Source organism: Candidatus Symbiopectobacterium sp. NZEC127 (assembly GCF_025962675.1).
In the GTDB taxonomy this organism is placed as follows: domain Bacteria; phylum Pseudomonadota; class Gammaproteobacteria; order Enterobacterales; family Enterobacteriaceae; genus Symbiopectobacterium.
Map to the genome: position 1 here is coordinate 2064729 of NZ_JAGFPG010000001.1, position 19173 is coordinate 2083901.

A 19173-nucleotide genomic window follows, 5' to 3' on the forward strand; every position below is an offset into this window, starting at 1 on the left:
TCGTCCTCGGCTCACACACTCATGTAGTCCTCGGTTGACACACTCATGTCATCCTCAGCTCACATTCACGTCATCCTCGGCGAAAGCCGGGGATCTCTGGCAGCGGGAACGCGTTTAGCCTGTAGGAGATTCCCGCCTGCGCGGGAATGACGGGGAAATACGAAAGAGCCCGAATGGATACCAGAGTGACAGGCTATTGCCTCACGACTTTTTCTCGTTTTCCGGGCGCGACCAGATAATGTTGTTTTCCGCCGCCGAAATGTACCAATCCACCGTGCTGTTCGCGACCGGTTTCACTGCGGCGGGTGCGCTATGGGCTTGCGGCGGGAATGCTGAGGCTTTCTTGCGAATACGCATCGGCGTGCGCTGTTTCTCTCCGCTGATTTGCGCATGGAAGGCGGTGACATCCGCATCAAACAACACGCCTTCCAACTGATGCAGGCGGTTCAAACCGCGCAGAATACACAGCAGGCTGCTCAAGGTTATCGATTCACCCAACTCTGCGCGTTTAATGGTGGCGATACCCAACCCGGCGCGTTCGGCCAAATCAACCTGCGACAGCCGCTGCTGAATGCGTGCTTCTTTGATTCTCCGGCACAGTTCAACAACAATGTCGCCTTCACTCATACTGCTGAATTTCATGTTACGACTTTACCTGCGCCTGATTAAATTCCGCACATTTTATCATCACTTTTTCATATGGCACGGAGAATCGTACAAAAGACAGGTTTTTTTACGATTTTTTCTGCTGAACCCTCAACCAAAGCGTCCGGTAATGTAATCTTCCGTTTTGCGCTGAACCGGAGAGGTGAACAGCGTATCGGTAAGATCGTACTCAATCAGCTTGCCCTGGTGGATAAAGGCGGTGTAATCCGATACCCGCGCCGCCTGCTGCATATTGTGTGTCACCAACACCAGCGTGAAGCGCTGTTTTAATGCCCCCATCAGCTCTTCAATCACCAGCGTAGAGATAGGATCCAGCGCGGAGGTCGGCTCATCGAGCAGTAACACTTCGGGTTCAATCGCGATGGCACGGGCAATCACCAGACGCTGCTGCTGACCGCTGGAGAGCGTCAAGGCATTATCGCCCAACCGGTCTTTCACTTCATGCCACAGCGCCGCGGCACGCAGCGCACTCTCCACGGTTTCGTCCAGCAAGCGCCGATCGCGGATGCCTTGCAGGCGCAAGCCGTACGCCACGTTGTCATAGATGGATTTAGGAAACGGATTGGGGCGCTGGAACACCATGCCCACCCGCCGCCGCAGCGCCGAGACATCCCACTGGGCATCCCTGACGGAAACCCCGCGCAGCCGGATATCGCCTTCAATACGGCAATTTTCCACCAGATCGTTCATGCGATTAAAACAGCGCAGCAACGTCGATTTACCGCAACCAGACGGGCCAATCAGCGCGGTCACCTGATGCTGCGGAATGCGCAACGAGATATCGTTCAGCGCCTGTTTTTCGCCGTAATAGAGGCTGAGATGATCCACTTCCAGCGCCGTCTGCTCGTCGCTCAGTTGGCGGATATCCAGCAGCGGTGATGCATGCAGGGGATTGGTTACTCGCATAGCCTTTTCCTAATAAAATATCGCTTCAAGACGAGAAATCCCGTCACAACGTCAGCGCGCGGTATTTTTCGCGCAACACGTGGCGCAAGCCCATGGCCGCCACGTTCAGCCCGACCACAATCACCACCAGCAACAGCGCCGTGAGATATACCAGCGGGCGCGCCGCTTCCACATCCGCACTCTGAAACGCCAAATCGTAAATCTGAAAGCCAAGGTGCATGAATTTCCGTTCCAGATGCAGATAGGGGAAGATATCATCCACCGGTAACACCGGTACCGACTTCACCACCCCCACCAGCATCAGCGGCGCAGTTTCACCGGCAGCCCGCGCCACCGCCAGGATCAGACCGGTCAGCATGGCGGGAACAGCCATCGGCAGCACCACGTGCCACAAGGTTTCCGCCCGCGTCGCGCCCAACGCCAGCGAGCCGTGGCGCAGCGACACGGGGATACGCGCCAGCCCTTCTTCCGTTGCCACAATCACCACCGGCAACGTCAGCAATGCCAGCGTCAGCGATGCCCACAGCAGCCCCGGTGTACCAAACGTCGGGTTCGGCAACGCATCGGCATAGAACAGCTTATCCAGCGTACCGCCCATCAGGTAGACAAAAAAGCCCAACCCGAACACGCCGTACACAATCGATGGCACGCCCGCCAGATTGGCAACGGCGATACGCACCCAGCGCGTGAAATGATTTTTCCCTGCATACTCATTAAGATAGATCGCGGCGATCACCCCTAACGGCATCACCACAATCGACATCAGGATCACCATCAGCACCGTGCCAAAAATGGCCGGGAACAGATGGCCGCTGGCGTTGTCCGGCGCATCGTGGGTGAGCAGGTAGGCCATTTCATGCCCCCAGTGCCGCACTTTATCCCAGCGGTTCATGCTATTGGGAAACCAGGCCCCTTCGATCTCTTTGAGCGGAATGCGATACAGCGTGCCTTCGGCGTCGCGCAGCAGTACCTGATTGCGATCGATCTCCTGATTGAGCGTAGCCAGCTGCCCCGACAGCGTATCAAACCGACGCTGCAACTCACCGCGCTCGGCCTGAAGTCGCGCCAGCGTTTGGGTATCCAACGCCTCGACGCGCTGCTTTTGTTTCTCCTCCAGCCGCAGCGCCTCAACCCGTTGGTTGATTTTTCGCATCTCTACCAGCCGGATACGCTGCGTTTTATTGACAAAACCCTGCACCAGTTGAATACGGCGCTGCAAGGTCGCGGGCAGATCTTCGGCCAGCAGCGGTTGACCATCTTCCAGCATCCCGGCCAGAAAACCGTAGGCAACCCCGTTGTGTGCGCGCTTAAGCACCAGCACATCGGCGGGCAGCGATCGCGCGGTGATCTCCGAAGAAAGCAGCGTCTGGAAACTTTGCCCGTAACGCTCCCGCATTCCGACCTTAACCAGATAGCGTGCCACCTCATCGCCAGCGGCGGTTGACGTGGAAGGCGCGGTCAGCGTTTGACGAGCATACCTTTCGCCCAGCAGCGCGCGCGGCGCTCCCGCCACCTGCTCGGTTAGCGTGAACTGCCACACCGGTTGCGGCCACAAATAGCGCCCACCCTGCCAGGCCAGCATCACCACCACTGCCAGCATCGCCAACAGACTGACGCCAATGGCCGCACCGGTTAACCAGACCCAGGGCGTGCCGCTGCGAAACCAGTTGCGCGTTTGCCCTTCAGGGACGGTCGATTGAGATGTCATGCGTGATCTCCCTCATCCCGGTAACGTCGGCGTAGCCGCTGACGCAGGGTTTCGGCCAACGTGTTGACCACAAAGGTAAAGACAAACAACACCAGCGCAGTGAGAAACAGTACGCGATAATGCCCGCTGCCCATCACAGCCTCCGGCATTTCGATGGCGATATTGGCCGCCAGTGAGCGCAATCCTTGCAGCAGTCCCGCATCGACGATGGGCGTATTGCCCGTTGCCATCAATACGATCATGGTTTCGCCGACGGCGCGGCCAAAACTCAGCATCAGTGCGGCAAAGATACCGGCGCTGGCAGAAGGCAACACCACGTGCCACAGGGTTTGCCACGGGGTCGCACCCAGCGCCAAAGAGCCTTGACTCAGCCGCGTGGGCACATTGAACAAGGCATCCTCCGCCAATGAGAAAATCAGTGGGATCAGCGCAAAACCCAACGCAATCCCCGCCACCAGCGCATTGCGCTGCACAAAATTGCCGTCCATCCATTGGAACAGCGGTTGTCCGAACAGGCGCACTTCCAGCGCCGGGGCAAACCCGCAAACCCCGAGCACGATCAGCAGCAGCACCGGCATCAGCAGCAGCACCTCGCGCCCCTGCATCCAGCGCGCCGTCAGCGCCCCCACGCCCAATACGCCCAGGGTACAGAGCAGCGGCAAGGCCAGAATGGCGGAAAGGTAGGTTTCAACGTGCGGCGCAAGCCAGAGCGCGGCAATCAACCCCACCACCACGGTCGGGAGCGCGCCCATGACCTCGAGCGTCGGCTTCACCCAGCGGCGTAAACCCGGCGTCATAAAACAGGCGGTGTACACCGCCGCAGCCAGCGCCAGCGGCGTGGCAAACAGCATGGCGTACAGCGCCGCCTTCAGCGATCCGGCCAACAGCGGCACCAGACTGAACTTGGCCTGATAGCTGTCGTCTGCCGCCGTTGACTGCCAGATAAAATCAGGTTGGGGGTAGTTCTCATACCAAACACGCTGCCACAGGCCGCGCCAGCCGATATCGGGGTAAGGATTATCGACACGATAGGCATACCATTGCGTTGGCGTCTCAAGCAGTAGCGCTTTGCCGTGCGCCGAAAACACCATGCGCTGTGCCTGTGCGGCAACCTGCTGGGTTAATACAGCGGCAGATTGCTTGCTGGCAAACAGTGAAAGCGCCCCCTGCGGCGTCAGGGTGGCAAATACCCGACGCAAGGCTTCCGGCACCAGTTGCATGCCTTGGGTTTCGCGCTGAGGAAAATCTCGAATCTCGGTCAGGCGCAGACCATCCGCGCCAGGCACGTCAAACCACTGAAATATTTTACCACTCTCGGTATACACCAGCAGTGAATAACCGCCGGAGAACAGCGCCAGCCGCCACGGCCCGGCAGAGGGCAAAGTCGCCGTGCCTGAAAGCGTCAGCGTCTCGCCACTGACGCGCCATGAGCTCAGTTGGTTGCCGCTTAAGCTGTAGATAACATCACCACGGGGCGTCAGCACCAGGTCGTCAACCGGCGTATCGCCGAGTGCCACACTGGCGACAGGCTGCACACTGTCAGCGGAAATGCGGCCCATGGACAAGCGGTTATCCTGCGTCACCCACACGGCGACCGCGTCCACCACCGTGGCGGCAGCGTTAGCGGCCATCGGCGGTGTGGTTTCGCGCAGTGCCAGCGCCAGATGACGTAGCGGTGTGCCATCCGCCGTCAACGGCAGGGGCGTCTTGCCAAACGGATAGCGCCAGGCAGGCTGTGCATTACCGGCGAGCGGAATAAAGGGAGCGACAATCGTGATGTGGCCGGTGGCAGAGAGCAGCGCGTAATGGGGCCGCCCTTCGCCGAAGGCGACGGCACGGGTAATGGGCGTAACGCTCAGTGCGGTGCGCGGTAGAGATTGCGCGCCAGCAAACACCATAAACTCGCCAAAGCCACGTTGATCAATGCGATAGCCTAAGGAACCGTCATCGCTGATCCCGACCGCGGCAGACGGCGCCGACGCCACGCGCGGCGACGCGGCGTACTGTGTCACCGAGGGGGAAACAAACAGCGGTGCAACCACGTACAGCAGATAGAAAAAGATCAGCACCAACGCCATCATCACCAGCAGGCCACTGCCAACCACGATATGCTGCGTTACGCGATCCAGACGCCGCCGTCGGGCATCCTGATAGGCAAATCTGCTGTCTGTTTCTGCCATTATCCCTACACCACCCGTCAGGTTCTGTTAGTGAATGGCGAACAAAAAGCCCTGCGTCGCCCATCCCGCACGATTGAGGTTGTCTCAAACACCGTGGCGGATTGCTTTTCTCTTCCCCATGATGAAATCGGGGTAGCATATGTTGCCTTTACACTCATAATATGACAATGGTAAGACGTTCTGTAAGAACGATTTTAATGCACGTCCACACCGGACGCGGCATCCAGGTCATTTTGTAAACAAAATAACCGTAATCCTTCAGCAATGAGACGGCGTCGCGTAAAAAATGGGTTGCAAAGAACAAGATAGCGCCACGTCGTCATAAATCCGCCATCATTGGCGTGTAGAGAGTGGGTGCAGCGTCAGTAAACGATTTAACGGAGTGACAATGAGTCAGGACAAGCTCTTCATTGAGAAAGAACTAAGTTGGTTATCCTTCAACGAACGCGTGCTGCAAGAGGCAGCGGATCAGAGTAATCCGTTAATTGAGCGCATGCGCTTTTTGGGCATCTACTCCAACAACCTCGATGAATTTTACAAAGTGCGCTTCGCCGATCTGAAAAGACGGATTCTGATCAACGAGGAACAAGGCTCCGCCGGCGGTTTACGCCATTTGCTGAGTAAAATTCAGGCACGCGTACTGAAAACCGATCAGGTGTTCGATAATCTGTACAACGAACTGCTGTTGGAGATGGCGCGCAACCACATTTTCTTGGTGAATGAGCGTCAGGTCTCCCCGCTTCAGCAGGAGTGGCTGCGCGACTATTTTCGCCAAAACCTGCGTCAGCACATCACGCCGATTCTGATCCTGCCAGAAACCGATCTGGTGGAGTTTTTGAAAGATGACTACACCTATTTGGCGGTAGAGATTATTCGCGGCAACGAGATTCGCTATGCGCTGCTGGAGATCCCGTCGGACAAGGTGCCGCGCTTTATCAACCTGCCGTCAGAATCATCGCGCAGAAAAAAAACCATGATTTTGCTGGATAATATTCTGCGCTACTGCCTGGATGATATCTTCAGAGGCTTCTTTGACTACGATGCGCTCAATGCCTATTCCATGAAAATGACGCGCGATGCCGAGTACGATCTGGTCACGGAAATGGAGTCCAGCCTGCTGGAATTGATGTCTTCCAGCCTGAAACAGCGCCTGACCGCCGAACCGGTGCGCTTTGTCTATCAGCGCGATATGCCGGATGCGATGGTGGACATGCTGATGCAGAAATTAGGCATCTCCTCCTACGATTCCATCATTCCCGGCGGGCGTTACCACAACTTTAAAGACTTTATCAGCTTCCCCAATATTGGCCGCCCGAATCTGGAAAACAAGCCGCTGCCGCGCCTGCGCCATACCCGCTTCAGCCATTTTCGCAACGGGTTTGATGCCATTCGTGAACGTGACATATTGCTTTATTACCCGTATCACACCTTTGAGCACGTACTCGAGCTGCTGCGTCAGGCGTCGTTCGATCCGAGCGTACTGTCGATCAAAATCAATATTTATCGCGTAGCGAAAGATTCGCGCATTATCAACGCGATGATCCACGCTGCACACAACGGCAAAAAAGTCTCCGTGGTGGTGGAATTGCAGGCGCGCTTTGATGAAGAAGCAAATATTCAGTGGGCCAAGCGCCTGACGGAAGCCGGTGTACACGTGATTTTCTCGGTGCCGGGGCTGAAAATTCACGCCAAGCTGTTCCTGATTTCCCGCCGTGAAGGGGAAAACATCGTGCGTTACGCCCACATTGGCACCGGCAACTTTAACGAAAAAACCGCCCGGCTTTATACCGATTATTCACTGCTGACCGCCGATGAGCGCATCACCAATGAAGTGCGCAGCGTGTTCAACTTTATCGAGAACCCTTATCGCCCGGTCAGCTTTGAGTATTTGCTGGTATCACCGCAGAACTCACGCTCCCGGTTGCGCAAACTGATCGATAACGAAATCGCCAACGCGCTTGAGAACATTCCCGCAGCGATTACGCTCAAGGTCAACAATCTGGTCGATAAAGATCTGGCCGAAAAACTGTATGAAGCCTCTGCGGCAGGTGTAAAGATCAACCTGCTGGTGCGCGGCATGTGTTCGTTGATCCCCTCACTGCCCGGCATCAGCGAGAATATTCAGGTCATCAGCATTTTGGATCGCTATCTTGAACACGATCGGGTGTATGTGTTCCATAATGGAGGAGACGACAAAGTGTATATCTCCTCAGCGGACTGGATGACACGTAATATCGATTACCGTATCGAGGTGGCAGCAGAAGTGCTCGATCCTGCGCTGAAAAAACAGATATTGGACACGCTGGATCTGCTGTTCAGCGATACGGTTAAAGCACGTATTATTGATAAAGAGCTGAGTAATCGCTATGTTGCACGCGGCAACCGGCGTAAAGTCCGCGCGCAGACGGCCATTTACGAGTACCTCAAGGCCCTTGAGCAACCCGACGAATAGGCAAGAAAAATGCCCCTGATACAAACCGATACCGATAAAGAAACACCGCAGGAATTCGCCGCGGTTGACCTTGGTTCCAACAGTTTCCATATGGTGGTTGCCCGTGTGGTCAACGGTGCATTGCAGGTGTTGAGCCGCCTTAAACAGCGGGTGCATCTGGCGGATGGTCTCGACAGCAACAATATGCTGAGCGAAGAGGCGATGGAGCGCGGCTTAAGCTGTCTGGCGCTGTTTGCTGAGCGGCTGCAAGGTTTTTCGCCTGACAACGTTTCCATCGTGGGCACCCATGCCCTGCGTGAAGCCGCCAATGCGCAAACCTTTTTGCGCCGCGCGGCCGACATTATCCCTTATCCGATCGAGATCATTTCCGGCCATGAAGAAGCGCGCCTGATTTTTATGGGCGTTGAGCACACTCAGCCGGAAAAAGGGCGCAAGCTGGTGATCGACATCGGCGGCGGCTCCACCGAGTTGGTTATCGGGGAGAATTTTGAGCCGATTCTGGTCGAAAGCCGGCGTATGGGCTGTGTCAGCTTCGCACAGCAATTTTTCCCGAACGGTGAGATCAGCGAGCAGAATTTCCGGCGCGCGCGTTTGGCAGCGGTACAAAAGCTGGAAACCCTCTCCTGGGAATACCGCATTTATGGTTGGGATTACGCCTTGGGCGCGTCCGGCACCATCAAATCCGCCCATGAAATTCTGGTGGAAATGGGTGAGAAAGACGGTCTGATCACCCTGGAACGGCTCAATATGCTGCGCGATCAGATATTGCAGTTTAAGACCTTCAAATCCCTGAGTTTGCCGGGCATGTCGGAAGACCGGCAATCGGTGTTGGTGCCTGGACTGGCGATTCTGTGCGGGGTTTTCGATGCGCTGGCCATCAAATCGCTGCGTCTGTCGGACGGCGCGCTGCGCGAAGGGGTGCTGTATGAAATGGAAGGCCGTTTCCGCCATCAGGATATTCGTATCCGCACCGCGCTCAGTCTGGCTAGCCACTACAATATCGACAGGGAACAAGCGCGTCGGGTACGGGAAACCACCGAGTTGCTGTTTACCCAATGGGCGGCGCAAAACCCGTCGCTGGTGCATCCGCAGTTAGAAGCGATCCTGAAATGGGCCGCCATGCTGCACGAAGTCGGCCTGAGCATCAACCACGCGGGCATGCAGCGCCATTCCGCCTACATTCTGCAAAATACCAACCTGCCCGGCTTTAATCAGGAACAGCAGTTGATGCTGTCATTGATGGTGCGCTTGCAGCGCAAAGCCATCAAGCTGGAAGAACTGCCGCGTTTTAACCTGTTCAAGAAAAAACAGTATTTGCCGATGGTGCAGATTCTGCGGCTGGCAAGCCTGCTCAACAACCAGCGGCAGGCAACCACGCCGCCGGATTCGCTGCGCCTTGGCACCGATGATAACCACTGGACGCTCACCTTTCCGCAGGGCTATTTCGCGCAGAACGCGCTGGTACAGCTCGATCTGGAAGCCGAGCAGGCGTACTGGCTGGATGTCACTGGCTGGAAATTGCTGATCGAAGAAGCGAACTAACGCCCTGCGCTCCCTTTAGGGGGAGGGAATCAGACTGATGTCCAAGTCACTTCCTTCCTCGTCATCCTCGGCGAAAGCCGGGGATCTCTGCGAGAGGAAACGCGTTTCACCTGCATGAGATTCCCGCTTTCGCGGGAATGACGGTGAAAGTAGGCTGTTTTTCAGCAATCGCGCAGGCGTTTCCCACTGCGCTAAGCGTCAGCCAGAAGATAAGGGGTATTTTCAGCAACCGGTTCAGCAACGTCTACGCGAAAACGCCCGACCAGTTCTGTCATATCCGCCACTTGTCCATCCAGCATCTGACTTGCCGTCGAGGCTTCAGCCACCAGCGTGGCATTCTGCTGGGTGACCTGCTCCAACTGGCTCAATGCCACGTTGATCTGGGCGATTCCCAGAGATTGCTCGCCCGCCGCGATGGCGATATCCCCCACCAGCGCTTTTACTTTGCTGGTGCCGTCGATAATCTCATGTAAGCCGCGATGCGACTGCGACACCAGCGCACTGCCCTCCTCCACGCTGGAAAGGCTGTCGGCGATCAGCGCCCGGATTTTATTGGCTTCATCGACGCTACGCTGCGACAGTTGGCGCACTTCGGTTGCCACCACCGCAAAACCACGCCCGTGCTCTCCCGCTCTGGCCGCTTCCACCGCCGCATTGAGCGCCAGCAGGTTGGTCTGAAACGCGATGGCGTCAATCCCCGTGACGATTTCGGTAACGCGTTGACTGGTTTGCTGGATCTTGCTCATGGCGTCGCGAGCTGATGAGGTAATATCACCAATAGTGCGCACCTGCTCATCGACCGTGCTGGTCAGTTCGCGTGCCTGAGCAGCAAAATCGGCGGTCTGCTGTACGGTGGCGGTAATCTGCTCCATGCTGCTGGCGGTTTCCACCAGCGAAGCCGCCTGCTGCTCCGTGCGTTGCGCCAGATTATGATTGCCGTAAGCAATTTCATTGCTGGCCCGTCCAATGGTGGTAGCGCTGTTTTTGATTTTTATCACCAGATTCGCGATGCTCTCCAGCGATTGGTTATAGGCTCCATTAAGCCGTGACAGCTCATCGGTTCCCGGCACGGACAGGCGCTGCGTCAAGTCTCCGCCCATCTCGGCGATGGTGGTTAAGGTATCCTGCAACTGTCGGTTGATGCTGCGCATAATCACCGCCGCCAGCGCCAGCGCCAACCCGATCGCCAGCAGCGTGCCGCTCAGGTAGATGATCCAGGCCCGCTGTGCAGTAGCAGACAAGCGCTGGACATCGCCAAGCAGCGTGGTAACCGCCTGTTCTTCGATACTTTTAAGCTGTTCGATTTTCTGTGTTTGCAATGAAAACCACTGAGCCCCATCGATATTCCATTCCCCTTGCGGTGCGGCGATCGCTCGTTGGCGCAGTGCCTGCGCGTCTTGCGCCAGGCTGGAGCTTATTGCACGGTCAAACGCCTGGCGCAGTGATTCCGATGCCAGGGTTCTGAAACTGGCAATATAGGCATCGCCGCGTCCTACCAATTGGTTCAGGCGAACAAACATGCCCTCACCAAAACGGTTGGCAGAAAAAACGTTAGCCAGCACCGCGCGCTCAATCCCCGCCTGCTCCTTGGCATTCAGCAGGCTGTAATACGCGGTAATTTGCTGGGTGATCCCTGCATCGCGCACCAAATGCGCCATCAGTCCAATCCCTTCCAACAGCGCCGTCACTTTTTCGCTATAGGCACCCAGCGCGGCATTCACCGGTATCGACATGCTGTTTACCTGACCCCGGAGCGTCTCCAGTGTGTTGAGCGAATCCGCCACCTGGGTAAAGTTTTTAGCCACATCGCCGCCTAACCAGGTGGTATCCATGTCGCGGTAACGCTGCTGAAAAGCGGTAGCGGCTTTGTCCGTGTCCTGACGCTGCGTCTGCAACTCGGGGCCAAAAGCGTTGCCCTGACTGCCAAAATAACCGGCGCTCATCCCTCGTTCCCGTTGCAGTTGATGCACCAACTCTCCCGCATCTCGCGCTAATTGGATCTGCTTTTCCATCCGGTTCATTTCACGTTCTGTCTGACGACGCTCATTCATTCCCAATGCGCTGAGCCACAGCAATGCCAGTACCATGGGTAACAGCGCGAGGAGGAATTTATTACGTATCGAAATGCGGTGAAGTATCTGCATTATTAAAAGCCGCTCCGTATTCCCTTTAAGGGCAGGTTTACTGTGTCAAAACAACGAACATCACGCCTGCCCATCTGCGTCGATAAGCAAGGCTTATTCTTTAGTGTCGGTATCGATGACCGGCGTTGCGCCGATTTATTATGTATGGCACAGAAACCCTAAATATTCACGATGGCGCGCGCGGCGAAATCCATCAGGATCACAAAAGTAAGTCTAAGGATTGACCAACTTCATCAATTATGAATAAATAGAAACAGCGCATAAGCGTGGATACGAGAGTGATAATAATGGCTACCCTGATTCACAAACGACGACCCTCCCTGTCAACCCTGTCCCACAAGCGACGATCGTCCCGAGAGAGACGAAGCGGTTCGCGGATTGCGCAAGCGATTCTCCTGATCAGTTTCTTTATCCTCGTAGGCCGTTTCGCTTACTCCTCCGTTAGTGCCTTTTTCCATCATCAAGATAAACAGCAACGTATCGAACAAACGCTGAAATCATCGCCGGTCAACCCCACACTGTCCTTCGTTAAAAAAGAGTAACGCAGACGCGGTTTCAACACTTCAGTGTCACATCTTACGCGATCCCTTATACTCTCCAACAATAACCAAAACGAATGGCGAGAAAAAACCGGTAATGATGAACAATGATGTCTTGCGCAGCGTGCGCTATATGCTGAATTTCAATAATGACCACCTGCTGAAGATTCTGGCACTGGTGGAGATGACCGTCCCTCCCCAGCAGTTGGCGAGCTACGTCAAAAAAGAGGGAGAGGAAGGCTATCAGCCTTGCCCGGACATCGTGATGAGTTATTTCCTGACTGGGCTGATTCTGCAAAAACGCGGTCAAGATGAAAAACAGCCTGCGCCGCAGTTTGAACGCAAGGTGACCAATAATATTATCCTGAAAAAACTGCGCGTCGCTTTCTCATTAAAAACGGATGATATTCAGGCGATTCTGCTGACACAAAATTTTCGCATTTCACTGCCGGAAGTCACCGCAATGATGCGCGCACCTGACCACAAAAACTATCGCACCTGCGGCGATCAGGTTATCCGCTACTTTCTGAAAGGGCTGGCGGCGCGGGTACGCAAAGGATAAGAGCGCCCCGTCAATGAAAAGGCGTGAGCGTTGTCTGACTATCCACCGTAAAAGGCACTGACAACGCTCGATTTCTAGTACGTGCACGTGATAACCACTGAGAAAAACGATCATGCCAAGCGTCAAAAAACTCTCGGCCATTCGCCGCCGCATTTCACTGTTGCTGCTCGATGATCCTGCACTGGTGGAAAGCATCATTACTCAGCAGCCTCCGGTTGCTGAGGATGAGAAAACGCGGCTTCTCGACCACACCGCTGAAATCTGTACGCTGCTCACCGAATTACACGCTGCTGACCTTGCTGACCTGCTGGAATCGCTGCCGCCCGAAGCGCGGCAGGCGCTGTGGTACCTGACCCCGCTCGATAAGCGCGGCTTTGTGCTGTATGAGGCCTCGGACACCATTTCTGACGGCCTGATCGCCCAGATGAGCGACAAAGATATTCTGCGCGCCATCCGCCCGCTGGATATCGATGAGCAGGCGCAGTTAGCGCGCCGTCTGCCACGCCATCTGCTGGGCCGTATTCTTACCGCACTGGAACCGCGCCAGCGGGCGCAACTGCGAGAAACCATCCAGTACGATGAAGAGTCTGTCGGCTATCTGGTTGATTTCAATCTGCTGACAGTACGACCGGACGTTACGCTGGCCGTGGTACAACGTTTTCTGCGTTGGCGTAAAGTGATCCCCGACGCCACCGACAAGCTGTTTGTCACCGATCGCAAAAACCGCCTGCTGGGTGAACTCACGCTGACCAATATTCTGCTGCACAGGCCAAACACAACGGTTGAGCAGGTGATGAATTCCGAACCGATTCTGTTCGAACCGGAAACAGAGACCGATGATGTCGCCAGCGCGTTCGAACGCTACGATCTGATCTCCGCCGCCGTTGTGGACAGCAAAGGCAAGCTGTTGGGACGCGTCACCGTGGAAGATATTCTGGACCGGGTCAACCGCACCAGCGACCACCATCTGCGCCGCTCGGGCGGGTTGACGGCGTCAGAAGATGTCTATGCGCCGGTAGCCAAAGCGGTAAAAAACCGTTCGGGCTGGCTGGCCATCAACCTGTGCACCGCCTTGATCGCATCCAGGGTCATTGGCTTGTTCGAAGACACGCTGGCGCATTTGGTGGCGCTGGCGACGCTGATGCCAATCGTCGCCGGCATCGGCGGCAATACCGGTAACCAAACCATCACCATGATCGTGCGCGCGCTGGCGCTGCACCAGTTGGATCACGGTAAAAAATCGGCATTATTGCTCAAAGAGTTGGGCGTTGCCGTTGTCAATGGTCTGGTGTGGGGTGCCGTGCTCGCCGTCATCACCGTGCTGCTGTACGGCAACATCGCCATGGGCGGTGTCATGATGTTGGCTATCATGCTCAACCTGCTGCTGGCCGCCACCATGGGGGTGACGATCCCGTTAGCAATGGTAAAACTGGGCCGCGATCCCGCCATCGGCTCCAGCGTGATGATCACGGCGATCACCGATACCGGCGGCTTTTTTATCTTCCTCGGGCTGGCGACCCTGTTTTTACTGCCCTGATGCAGGTAAAACCCCTGCCCCGGCTGACGGCTGGCAGATATGAAGCGTAGGTGGCAAGCCGGTACGAGCCGGATATTCCCGCGCCACCCGCTCACACACCTCTGCCGTTAACGCGGAAGGCAACAGCGCAACCACACAGCCGCCGAAACCGCCGCCGGTCATGCGTACCCCGCCGCGCTCACCGATATAGTCGTCAATCAACGCAACCAGCGTGTCGATGGGCGGCACGGTAATAGCAAAATCGTCACGCATTGAGCGGTGCGATTGCGCCATCAGACGGGAAAGACGCGGGATATCGCCCGCCGTGAGCGCCGCAGCGGCTTCCAGCGTGCGCTGATTTTCGGTAACGATATGGCGCGCGCGCTGCGCCACTACTGCATCCAGCCCCGCACGATTGGCCTCAAACTGTGCCAATGAAACATCGCGCAGCGCCTTCACACCAAAATGCCGCGCTGCCGCCTCACACTGCGCGCGCCGGGTGTTGTATTCACTGTCCACCAGCCCGCGCCGCACGTTAGAGTTAATGATCAGCACATCCAATCCCGGCGGGATCGGCACTGCCGTGCCTTGCAACGAACGGCAATCAATCAGCAACGCATGGCCTGCGACGCCCTGCGCGGAAATAAACTGATCCATGATGCCGCAGTTGCAGCCGACAAAGTGGTTTTCTGCCTGCTGGCCGTTAAGCGCCAGATCCAACGGGCTGAGCGCTAATCCATAGAGCGTTTTAAACACCTGCCCGACCGCCACTTCCAATGACGCCGAGGAACTGAGCCCGGCACCGGTTGGCACGTTTCCGGCAATCACCATATCCACGCCGCCCAGGGTCAATCCGCGTGCCAGCAGATATTTCACCACGCCGCGAATATAGTTCGGCCAGAGATACTGGGGATGCGGTTCAATGGCCTGCGTCAGGTCAAAGCTGTCCTGCTGCTCTTCCATATTAACAGCCACCACCCGAACCAGACTGTCGGCGCGCGGGGCGGCAGCAATCACCGTGTGGTAATCGATGGCACAGGGCAACACAAACCCGTCGTTGTAATCCGTGTGCTCACCGATCAGGTTGACGCGTCCGGGAGCCTGCACCTGCACGGTCGGCGCATAGCCAAAGGTGGCATTGAACACCGCATCTACCTGTTGCCGCACGCTGTTAATTCGTCCCATCGTTCACCTCATGCTGTTGCCGAAAATGAATATCGCTTACGCTGCGCAAGCGCTCTGCCGCCTGTTCCGGCGTCAAATCACGCTGCGGCTCCGCCAGCATCTCGTAGCCCACCATAAATTTCCGCACGCTGGCCGAACGCAGCAGCGGCGGGTAGAAATGCGCATGCAGTTGCCAGTGGGGGTTATCGCCTTCAATAAACGGTGCACCGTGCCAGCCCATGGAATAGGGAAACGCGCACTGAAACAGATTATCGTAACGGCTGGTCAGCTTTTTCAGCGCCAGACACAAATCGCTGCGCTGCGCGGCTGTCAGTTGCGGCAACTGCTTCACCGCACTGCGCGGCAATAGCAGCGTTTCAAACGGCCACGCGGCCCAGTAGGGCACCACCGCCAGCCAGTGTTCCGTTTCCACCACACAGCGCACCTGCTCCGCCTGTTCGCGCTGGGCATAATCCAGCAATAGTGGCGTGCCATGACGCTCAAAATAGGCGCGCTGCTGCCCGTCTTCTTTCACGATATCGGTCGGTAAAAAGCTGTTGGCCCACACTTGCCCATGCGGATGCGGGTTAGAACATCCCATCATCGCGCCTTTATTTTCAAACACCTGAACCCACGGGTACTGTTTTCCCAGCGTCTCGGTTTGTTCGCACCAGGCCGCAACTACGTGCGCCAATGCCGCCAGCGAGAGTTCCGGCAATGTTTTACTGTGGTCCGGCGAGAAGCAGATAACGCGACTGGTGCCCTGCACGCTTTGGGTTTGAAACAACGGATCATCGCTTGCCGCCAGCGCGGGGGTTTGCTCCATCAGCGCGGAAAAATCATTGCGAAACACATGGGTGTGGGTGTAATTCGGATTCACATCGCCGGTAACGCGCCGGTTGCCTGCGCAGAGAAAGCAATCCGGATCGTGAGCCGGTAACTGACGCCTATCCGGCTCATCCTGCTGGCCCTGCCAGGGGCGTTTCGCACGGTGGGGAGAAACCAACACCCATTCGCCGCGAAGCGGGTTGTAACGACGATGCGGGTGCTCTGTGGGATCGAATGACATTCCTGACACTCCTTAAACAGCAGCGATATCTTTGGTGCGTTGACGGGTGCATGGAGGTGTAACCCGTTTTCACGCAGCGCGATAAAAATCGCAAAAAAGCCAGTTGCAAACGCTGTGTAAACGATTACCCTCATTGTAGGCAGTAAGCGTGATAAATGAGAATAGCGACGCACGCGATTGATATTGATACCGATCACATAAACCGATAACCATCAACACAGACAGGGAAACCACCGATGGCAACCATAAAGGATGTTGCGCGCCTGGCCGGCGTCTCCGTGGCAACGGTTTCACGGGTCATCAACGACTCGCCGAAAGCCAGCCAGGCATCGCGGGATGCGGTGCATAGCGCCATGGCAGAACTGCGCTATCACCCCAACGCCAATGCACGCGCACTGGCGCATCAGCATGCAGAAACCCTGGGGCTGGTGGTGGCGGATGTTTCCGATCCGTTCTTTGGTGCGATGGTAAAAGCGGTCGATAGCACCGCCAGAGCGACGGGCAATTTTTTGTTGATCAGTAACGGCTACCATGACGCGGAAATGGAGCGTCAGGCCATCGAACAGTTGCTGCGCCACTGCTGCTCGGCGCTGGTGGTGCACGCCAAAATGTTGCCCGATGCAGAACTGAGCGCGTTTATGCACCACGTCCCCGGCATGGTGCTGATCAACCGCATTCTGCCCGGATTTGAGTCGCGCTGTGTGGCGCTGGACGATCGCCACGGCGGCTGGCTGGCAACCCGGCATATGATTCAGGAAGGGCATCGTGCCATTGCCTTTCTCTGTTCCGATCACCGGATTTCTGACGCCGAGGATCGCTTACAGGGCTACAGCGCCGCCCTGCACGATCAAGGCATTGCGCTGGATAACCGGCTGATCGCCCGCGCCGCGCCGGATGAAGCCGGTGGCGAGGCAGCGATGCGCGAACTGCTGAGCCACGGCGTGCCTTTTAGCGCCGTGGTGTGTTACAACGATTCGATGGCGGCGGGCGCATTGGCAGTATTAAGCGACAACGGCATTGAGGTGCCACAGGCTGTTTCTCTGATAGGTTTTGATGACGTGCTTATCGCGCGCTACTTGCGCCCACGATTGACCACGATCCGCTACCCGGTGATAGCTATGTCGACGCAAGCCGCCGAATTGGCCATTGCGCTGGCACAAGGCCAGGCGCTGACGGCGGTCACCAACACTTTTACGCCGACGCTGGTGCGTCGCCACTCGGTGCAGTCCCTCACCCGCACAGGTTAACCCTGTTAGCCGAGGATACGGGCATCTCAGAACCGAGTTGTCCGCTCACTTATTGGTTACGTTTGCTTACCATCCCCACTCAACTCCCTGCGATAAGCTATTCAACTTAGCGCTATTCCCACGATATAATTATACTTTTGCGTATTTTATCGCATTTTTAGCTTTTTCGTTACCTAGAATGGCGTGGGAAACGTTACCCCGCCTACTATTCGGAGCTCTCATGACCCATATTGCGCAATTTGCGTTGGCATTGCTTGTCGTTGCCGGTTTAGCGCTGCTTGTCTGCCGCGACCGTAAAAGCATTCGTATCCGTTTTATCATTCAGCTGTTAGTGATTGAAATTTTGCTCGCCTGGTTCTTCTTGTATTCCAACGTGGGCTTGGGCTTCGTAAAAGGGTTTGCCGCCGTCTTTGATAAATTGCTGGGGTTTGCCGGACAAGGGACCGATTTCGTGTTTGGCGATATGATCAACCACGAAAAGAATCTGATTTCCTTCTTCTTCAAAGTGCTGTGCCCTATCGTGTTTATTTCGGCATTGATCGGGATCCTGCAACACATCAAGGTGCTGCCTATCGTGATTCGCGCCATCGGTACGGTGCTGTCCAAGGTGAACGGCATGGGGAAACTGGAGTCGTTTAACGCGGTCAGTTCACTGATTCTGGGGCAATCGGAAAACTTCATCGCCTATAAAGATATTCTGGGCAAGATGTCGGAAAAACGCATGTACACCATGGCAGCCACCGCGATGTCGACGGTGTCGATGTCTATCGTCGGTGCTTACATGACCATGTTGGATTCCAAATATGTGGTGGCGGCGCTGATCCTGAATATGTTCAGCACTTTTATCGTGTTGTCATTGATCAACCCGTACAAAGTCGATGCCGAACCTGAGTTGCAACTGCGCGATTTGCATGAAAACCAAAGCTTTTTTGAAATGCTGGGGGAATATATTCTCGCCGGTTTCAAAGTGGCCTGTATCGTCGCGGCCATGCTGATCGGCTTTATCGCGCTGATTGCCATGGTTAACGCCATCTTCAGCGCCGTGTTCGGTATCAGCTTCCAGGAAATGCTGGGCTACGTGTTCTTCCCCTTTGCCTGGATTATGGGGATTCCCGCTAACGAAGCGTTGCAGGTCGGCAGCATCATGGCGACCAAGCTGGTGTCCAACGAATTCGTTGCCATGCTGGAACTGCAAAAAGTGGCGAGCCAGCTGTCACCGCGCAGCGTCGGGATCCTCTCCGTGTTCCTGGTGTCGTTCGCCAACTTCTCCTCTATCGGCATCATTGCCGGGGCTATCAAAGGGTTGAACGAAAATCAGGGTAACGTGGTGTCCCGCTTCGGCCTGAAGCTGGTCTACGGCTCTACACTGGTCAGCATTCTCTCTGCCTCAATCGCCGGGCTGGTGCTGTAATTTGCCATAACGATCGTCAGGGCGGCCAGACGGCCGCCCACTATCCGCTACAAACCCTGACATTTCT

The 19173-nt window shown here is 56.1% G+C and carries 13 protein-coding genes; 6 read left to right on the forward strand and 7 right to left on the reverse strand.

Annotation, left to right across the window (positions count from 1 at the left end; genetic code table 11):
• Positions 1-201: 201 nt before the first annotated feature.
• From J5069_RS09515 to J5069_RS09530, 4 genes are all read right to left on the reverse strand, one after another.
• Positions 202-642: a helix-turn-helix domain-containing protein gene (locus J5069_RS09515; protein WP_264643572.1), complete on the reverse strand. Its 441-nt coding sequence runs from the start codon at positions 640-642 to the stop codon at positions 202-204.
• Between the two features lie 114 nt (positions 643-756).
• Positions 757-1572 (reverse strand): phosphate ABC transporter ATP-binding protein PstB, encoded by an 816-nt coding sequence (gene pstB, locus J5069_RS09520; RefSeq protein ID WP_264643573.1) that lies wholly within the window; start codon positions 1570-1572, stop codon positions 757-759.
• Positions 1573-1615: 43 nt separating this feature from the next.
• Positions 1616-3280, reverse strand: a complete 1665-nt coding sequence (gene pstA / locus J5069_RS09525) for a phosphate ABC transporter permease PstA (RefSeq protein ID WP_264643574.1) — start codon at positions 3278-3280, stop codon at positions 1616-1618.
• The gene (locus tag J5069_RS09530; RefSeq protein ID WP_264643575.1) at positions 3277-5460 is read right to left on the reverse strand and encodes an ABC transporter permease subunit; all 2184 of its coding nucleotides are present in this window, start codon (positions 5458-5460) and stop codon (positions 3277-3279) included. The genes pstA and J5069_RS09530 overlap by 4 nt, the downstream gene beginning before the upstream one ends.
• Positions 5461-5848: 388 nt before the next feature.
• On the opposite strand from J5069_RS09530, the gene ppk1 reads away from it, so the two are divergent.
• Positions 5849-7912: a polyphosphate kinase 1 gene (gene ppk1 / locus J5069_RS09535; RefSeq protein WP_264643576.1), complete on the forward strand. Its 2064-nt coding sequence runs from the start codon at positions 5849-5851 to the stop codon at positions 7910-7912.
• 9 nt (positions 7913-7921) lie between these two features.
• Positions 7922-9454 (forward strand): exopolyphosphatase, encoded by a 1533-nt coding sequence (ppx, locus tag J5069_RS09540; protein ID WP_264643577.1) that lies wholly within the window; start codon positions 7922-7924, stop codon positions 9452-9454.
• A gap of 191 nt (positions 9455-9645) precedes the next feature.
• On the opposite strand, the gene J5069_RS09545 is transcribed toward ppx, so the two are convergent.
• Positions 9646-11598 (reverse strand): methyl-accepting chemotaxis protein, encoded by a 1953-nt coding sequence (locus tag J5069_RS09545; protein WP_264643578.1) that lies wholly within the window; start codon positions 11596-11598, stop codon positions 9646-9648.
• A 636-nt stretch (positions 11599-12234) separates the two neighbouring features.
• On the opposite strand from J5069_RS09545, the gene J5069_RS09555 reads away from it, so the two are divergent.
• A complete protein-coding gene (locus J5069_RS09555) occupies positions 12235-12699 on the forward strand; it encodes a DUF1456 family protein (protein WP_264643579.1) in 465 nt (154 codons plus the stop codon).
• Between the two features lie 112 nt (positions 12700-12811).
• Positions 12812-14236 (forward strand): magnesium transporter, encoded by a 1425-nt coding sequence (gene mgtE, locus J5069_RS09560; protein ID WP_264643580.1) that lies wholly within the window; start codon positions 12812-12814, stop codon positions 14234-14236.
• On the opposite strand, the gene galK is transcribed toward mgtE, so the two are convergent.
• Positions 14225-15400, reverse strand: a complete 1176-nt coding sequence (gene galK / locus J5069_RS09565; RefSeq protein WP_264643581.1) for a galactokinase — start codon at positions 15398-15400, stop codon at positions 14225-14227. The genes mgtE and galK overlap by 12 nt on opposite strands.
• Complete coding sequence (gene galT / locus J5069_RS09570; protein ID WP_264643582.1) at positions 15387-16448, reverse strand: galactose-1-phosphate uridylyltransferase; 1062 nt, start codon at positions 16446-16448, stop codon at positions 15387-15389. Before galT ends, galK begins: the two co-directional genes overlap by 14 nt.
• A 236-nt stretch (positions 16449-16684) precedes the next feature.
• Between galT and galR the strand changes: the two genes are divergently transcribed.
• Positions 16685-17695 (forward strand): HTH-type transcriptional regulator GalR, encoded by a 1011-nt coding sequence (gene galR, locus J5069_RS09575; RefSeq protein WP_264643583.1) that lies wholly within the window; start codon positions 16685-16687, stop codon positions 17693-17695.
• A gap of 220 nt (positions 17696-17915) precedes the next feature.
• Positions 17916-19106 (forward strand): NupC/NupG family nucleoside CNT transporter, encoded by a 1191-nt coding sequence (locus J5069_RS09580; RefSeq protein WP_264643584.1) that lies wholly within the window; start codon positions 17916-17918, stop codon positions 19104-19106.
• The last annotated feature ends 67 nt before the right edge of the window (positions 19107-19173 follow it).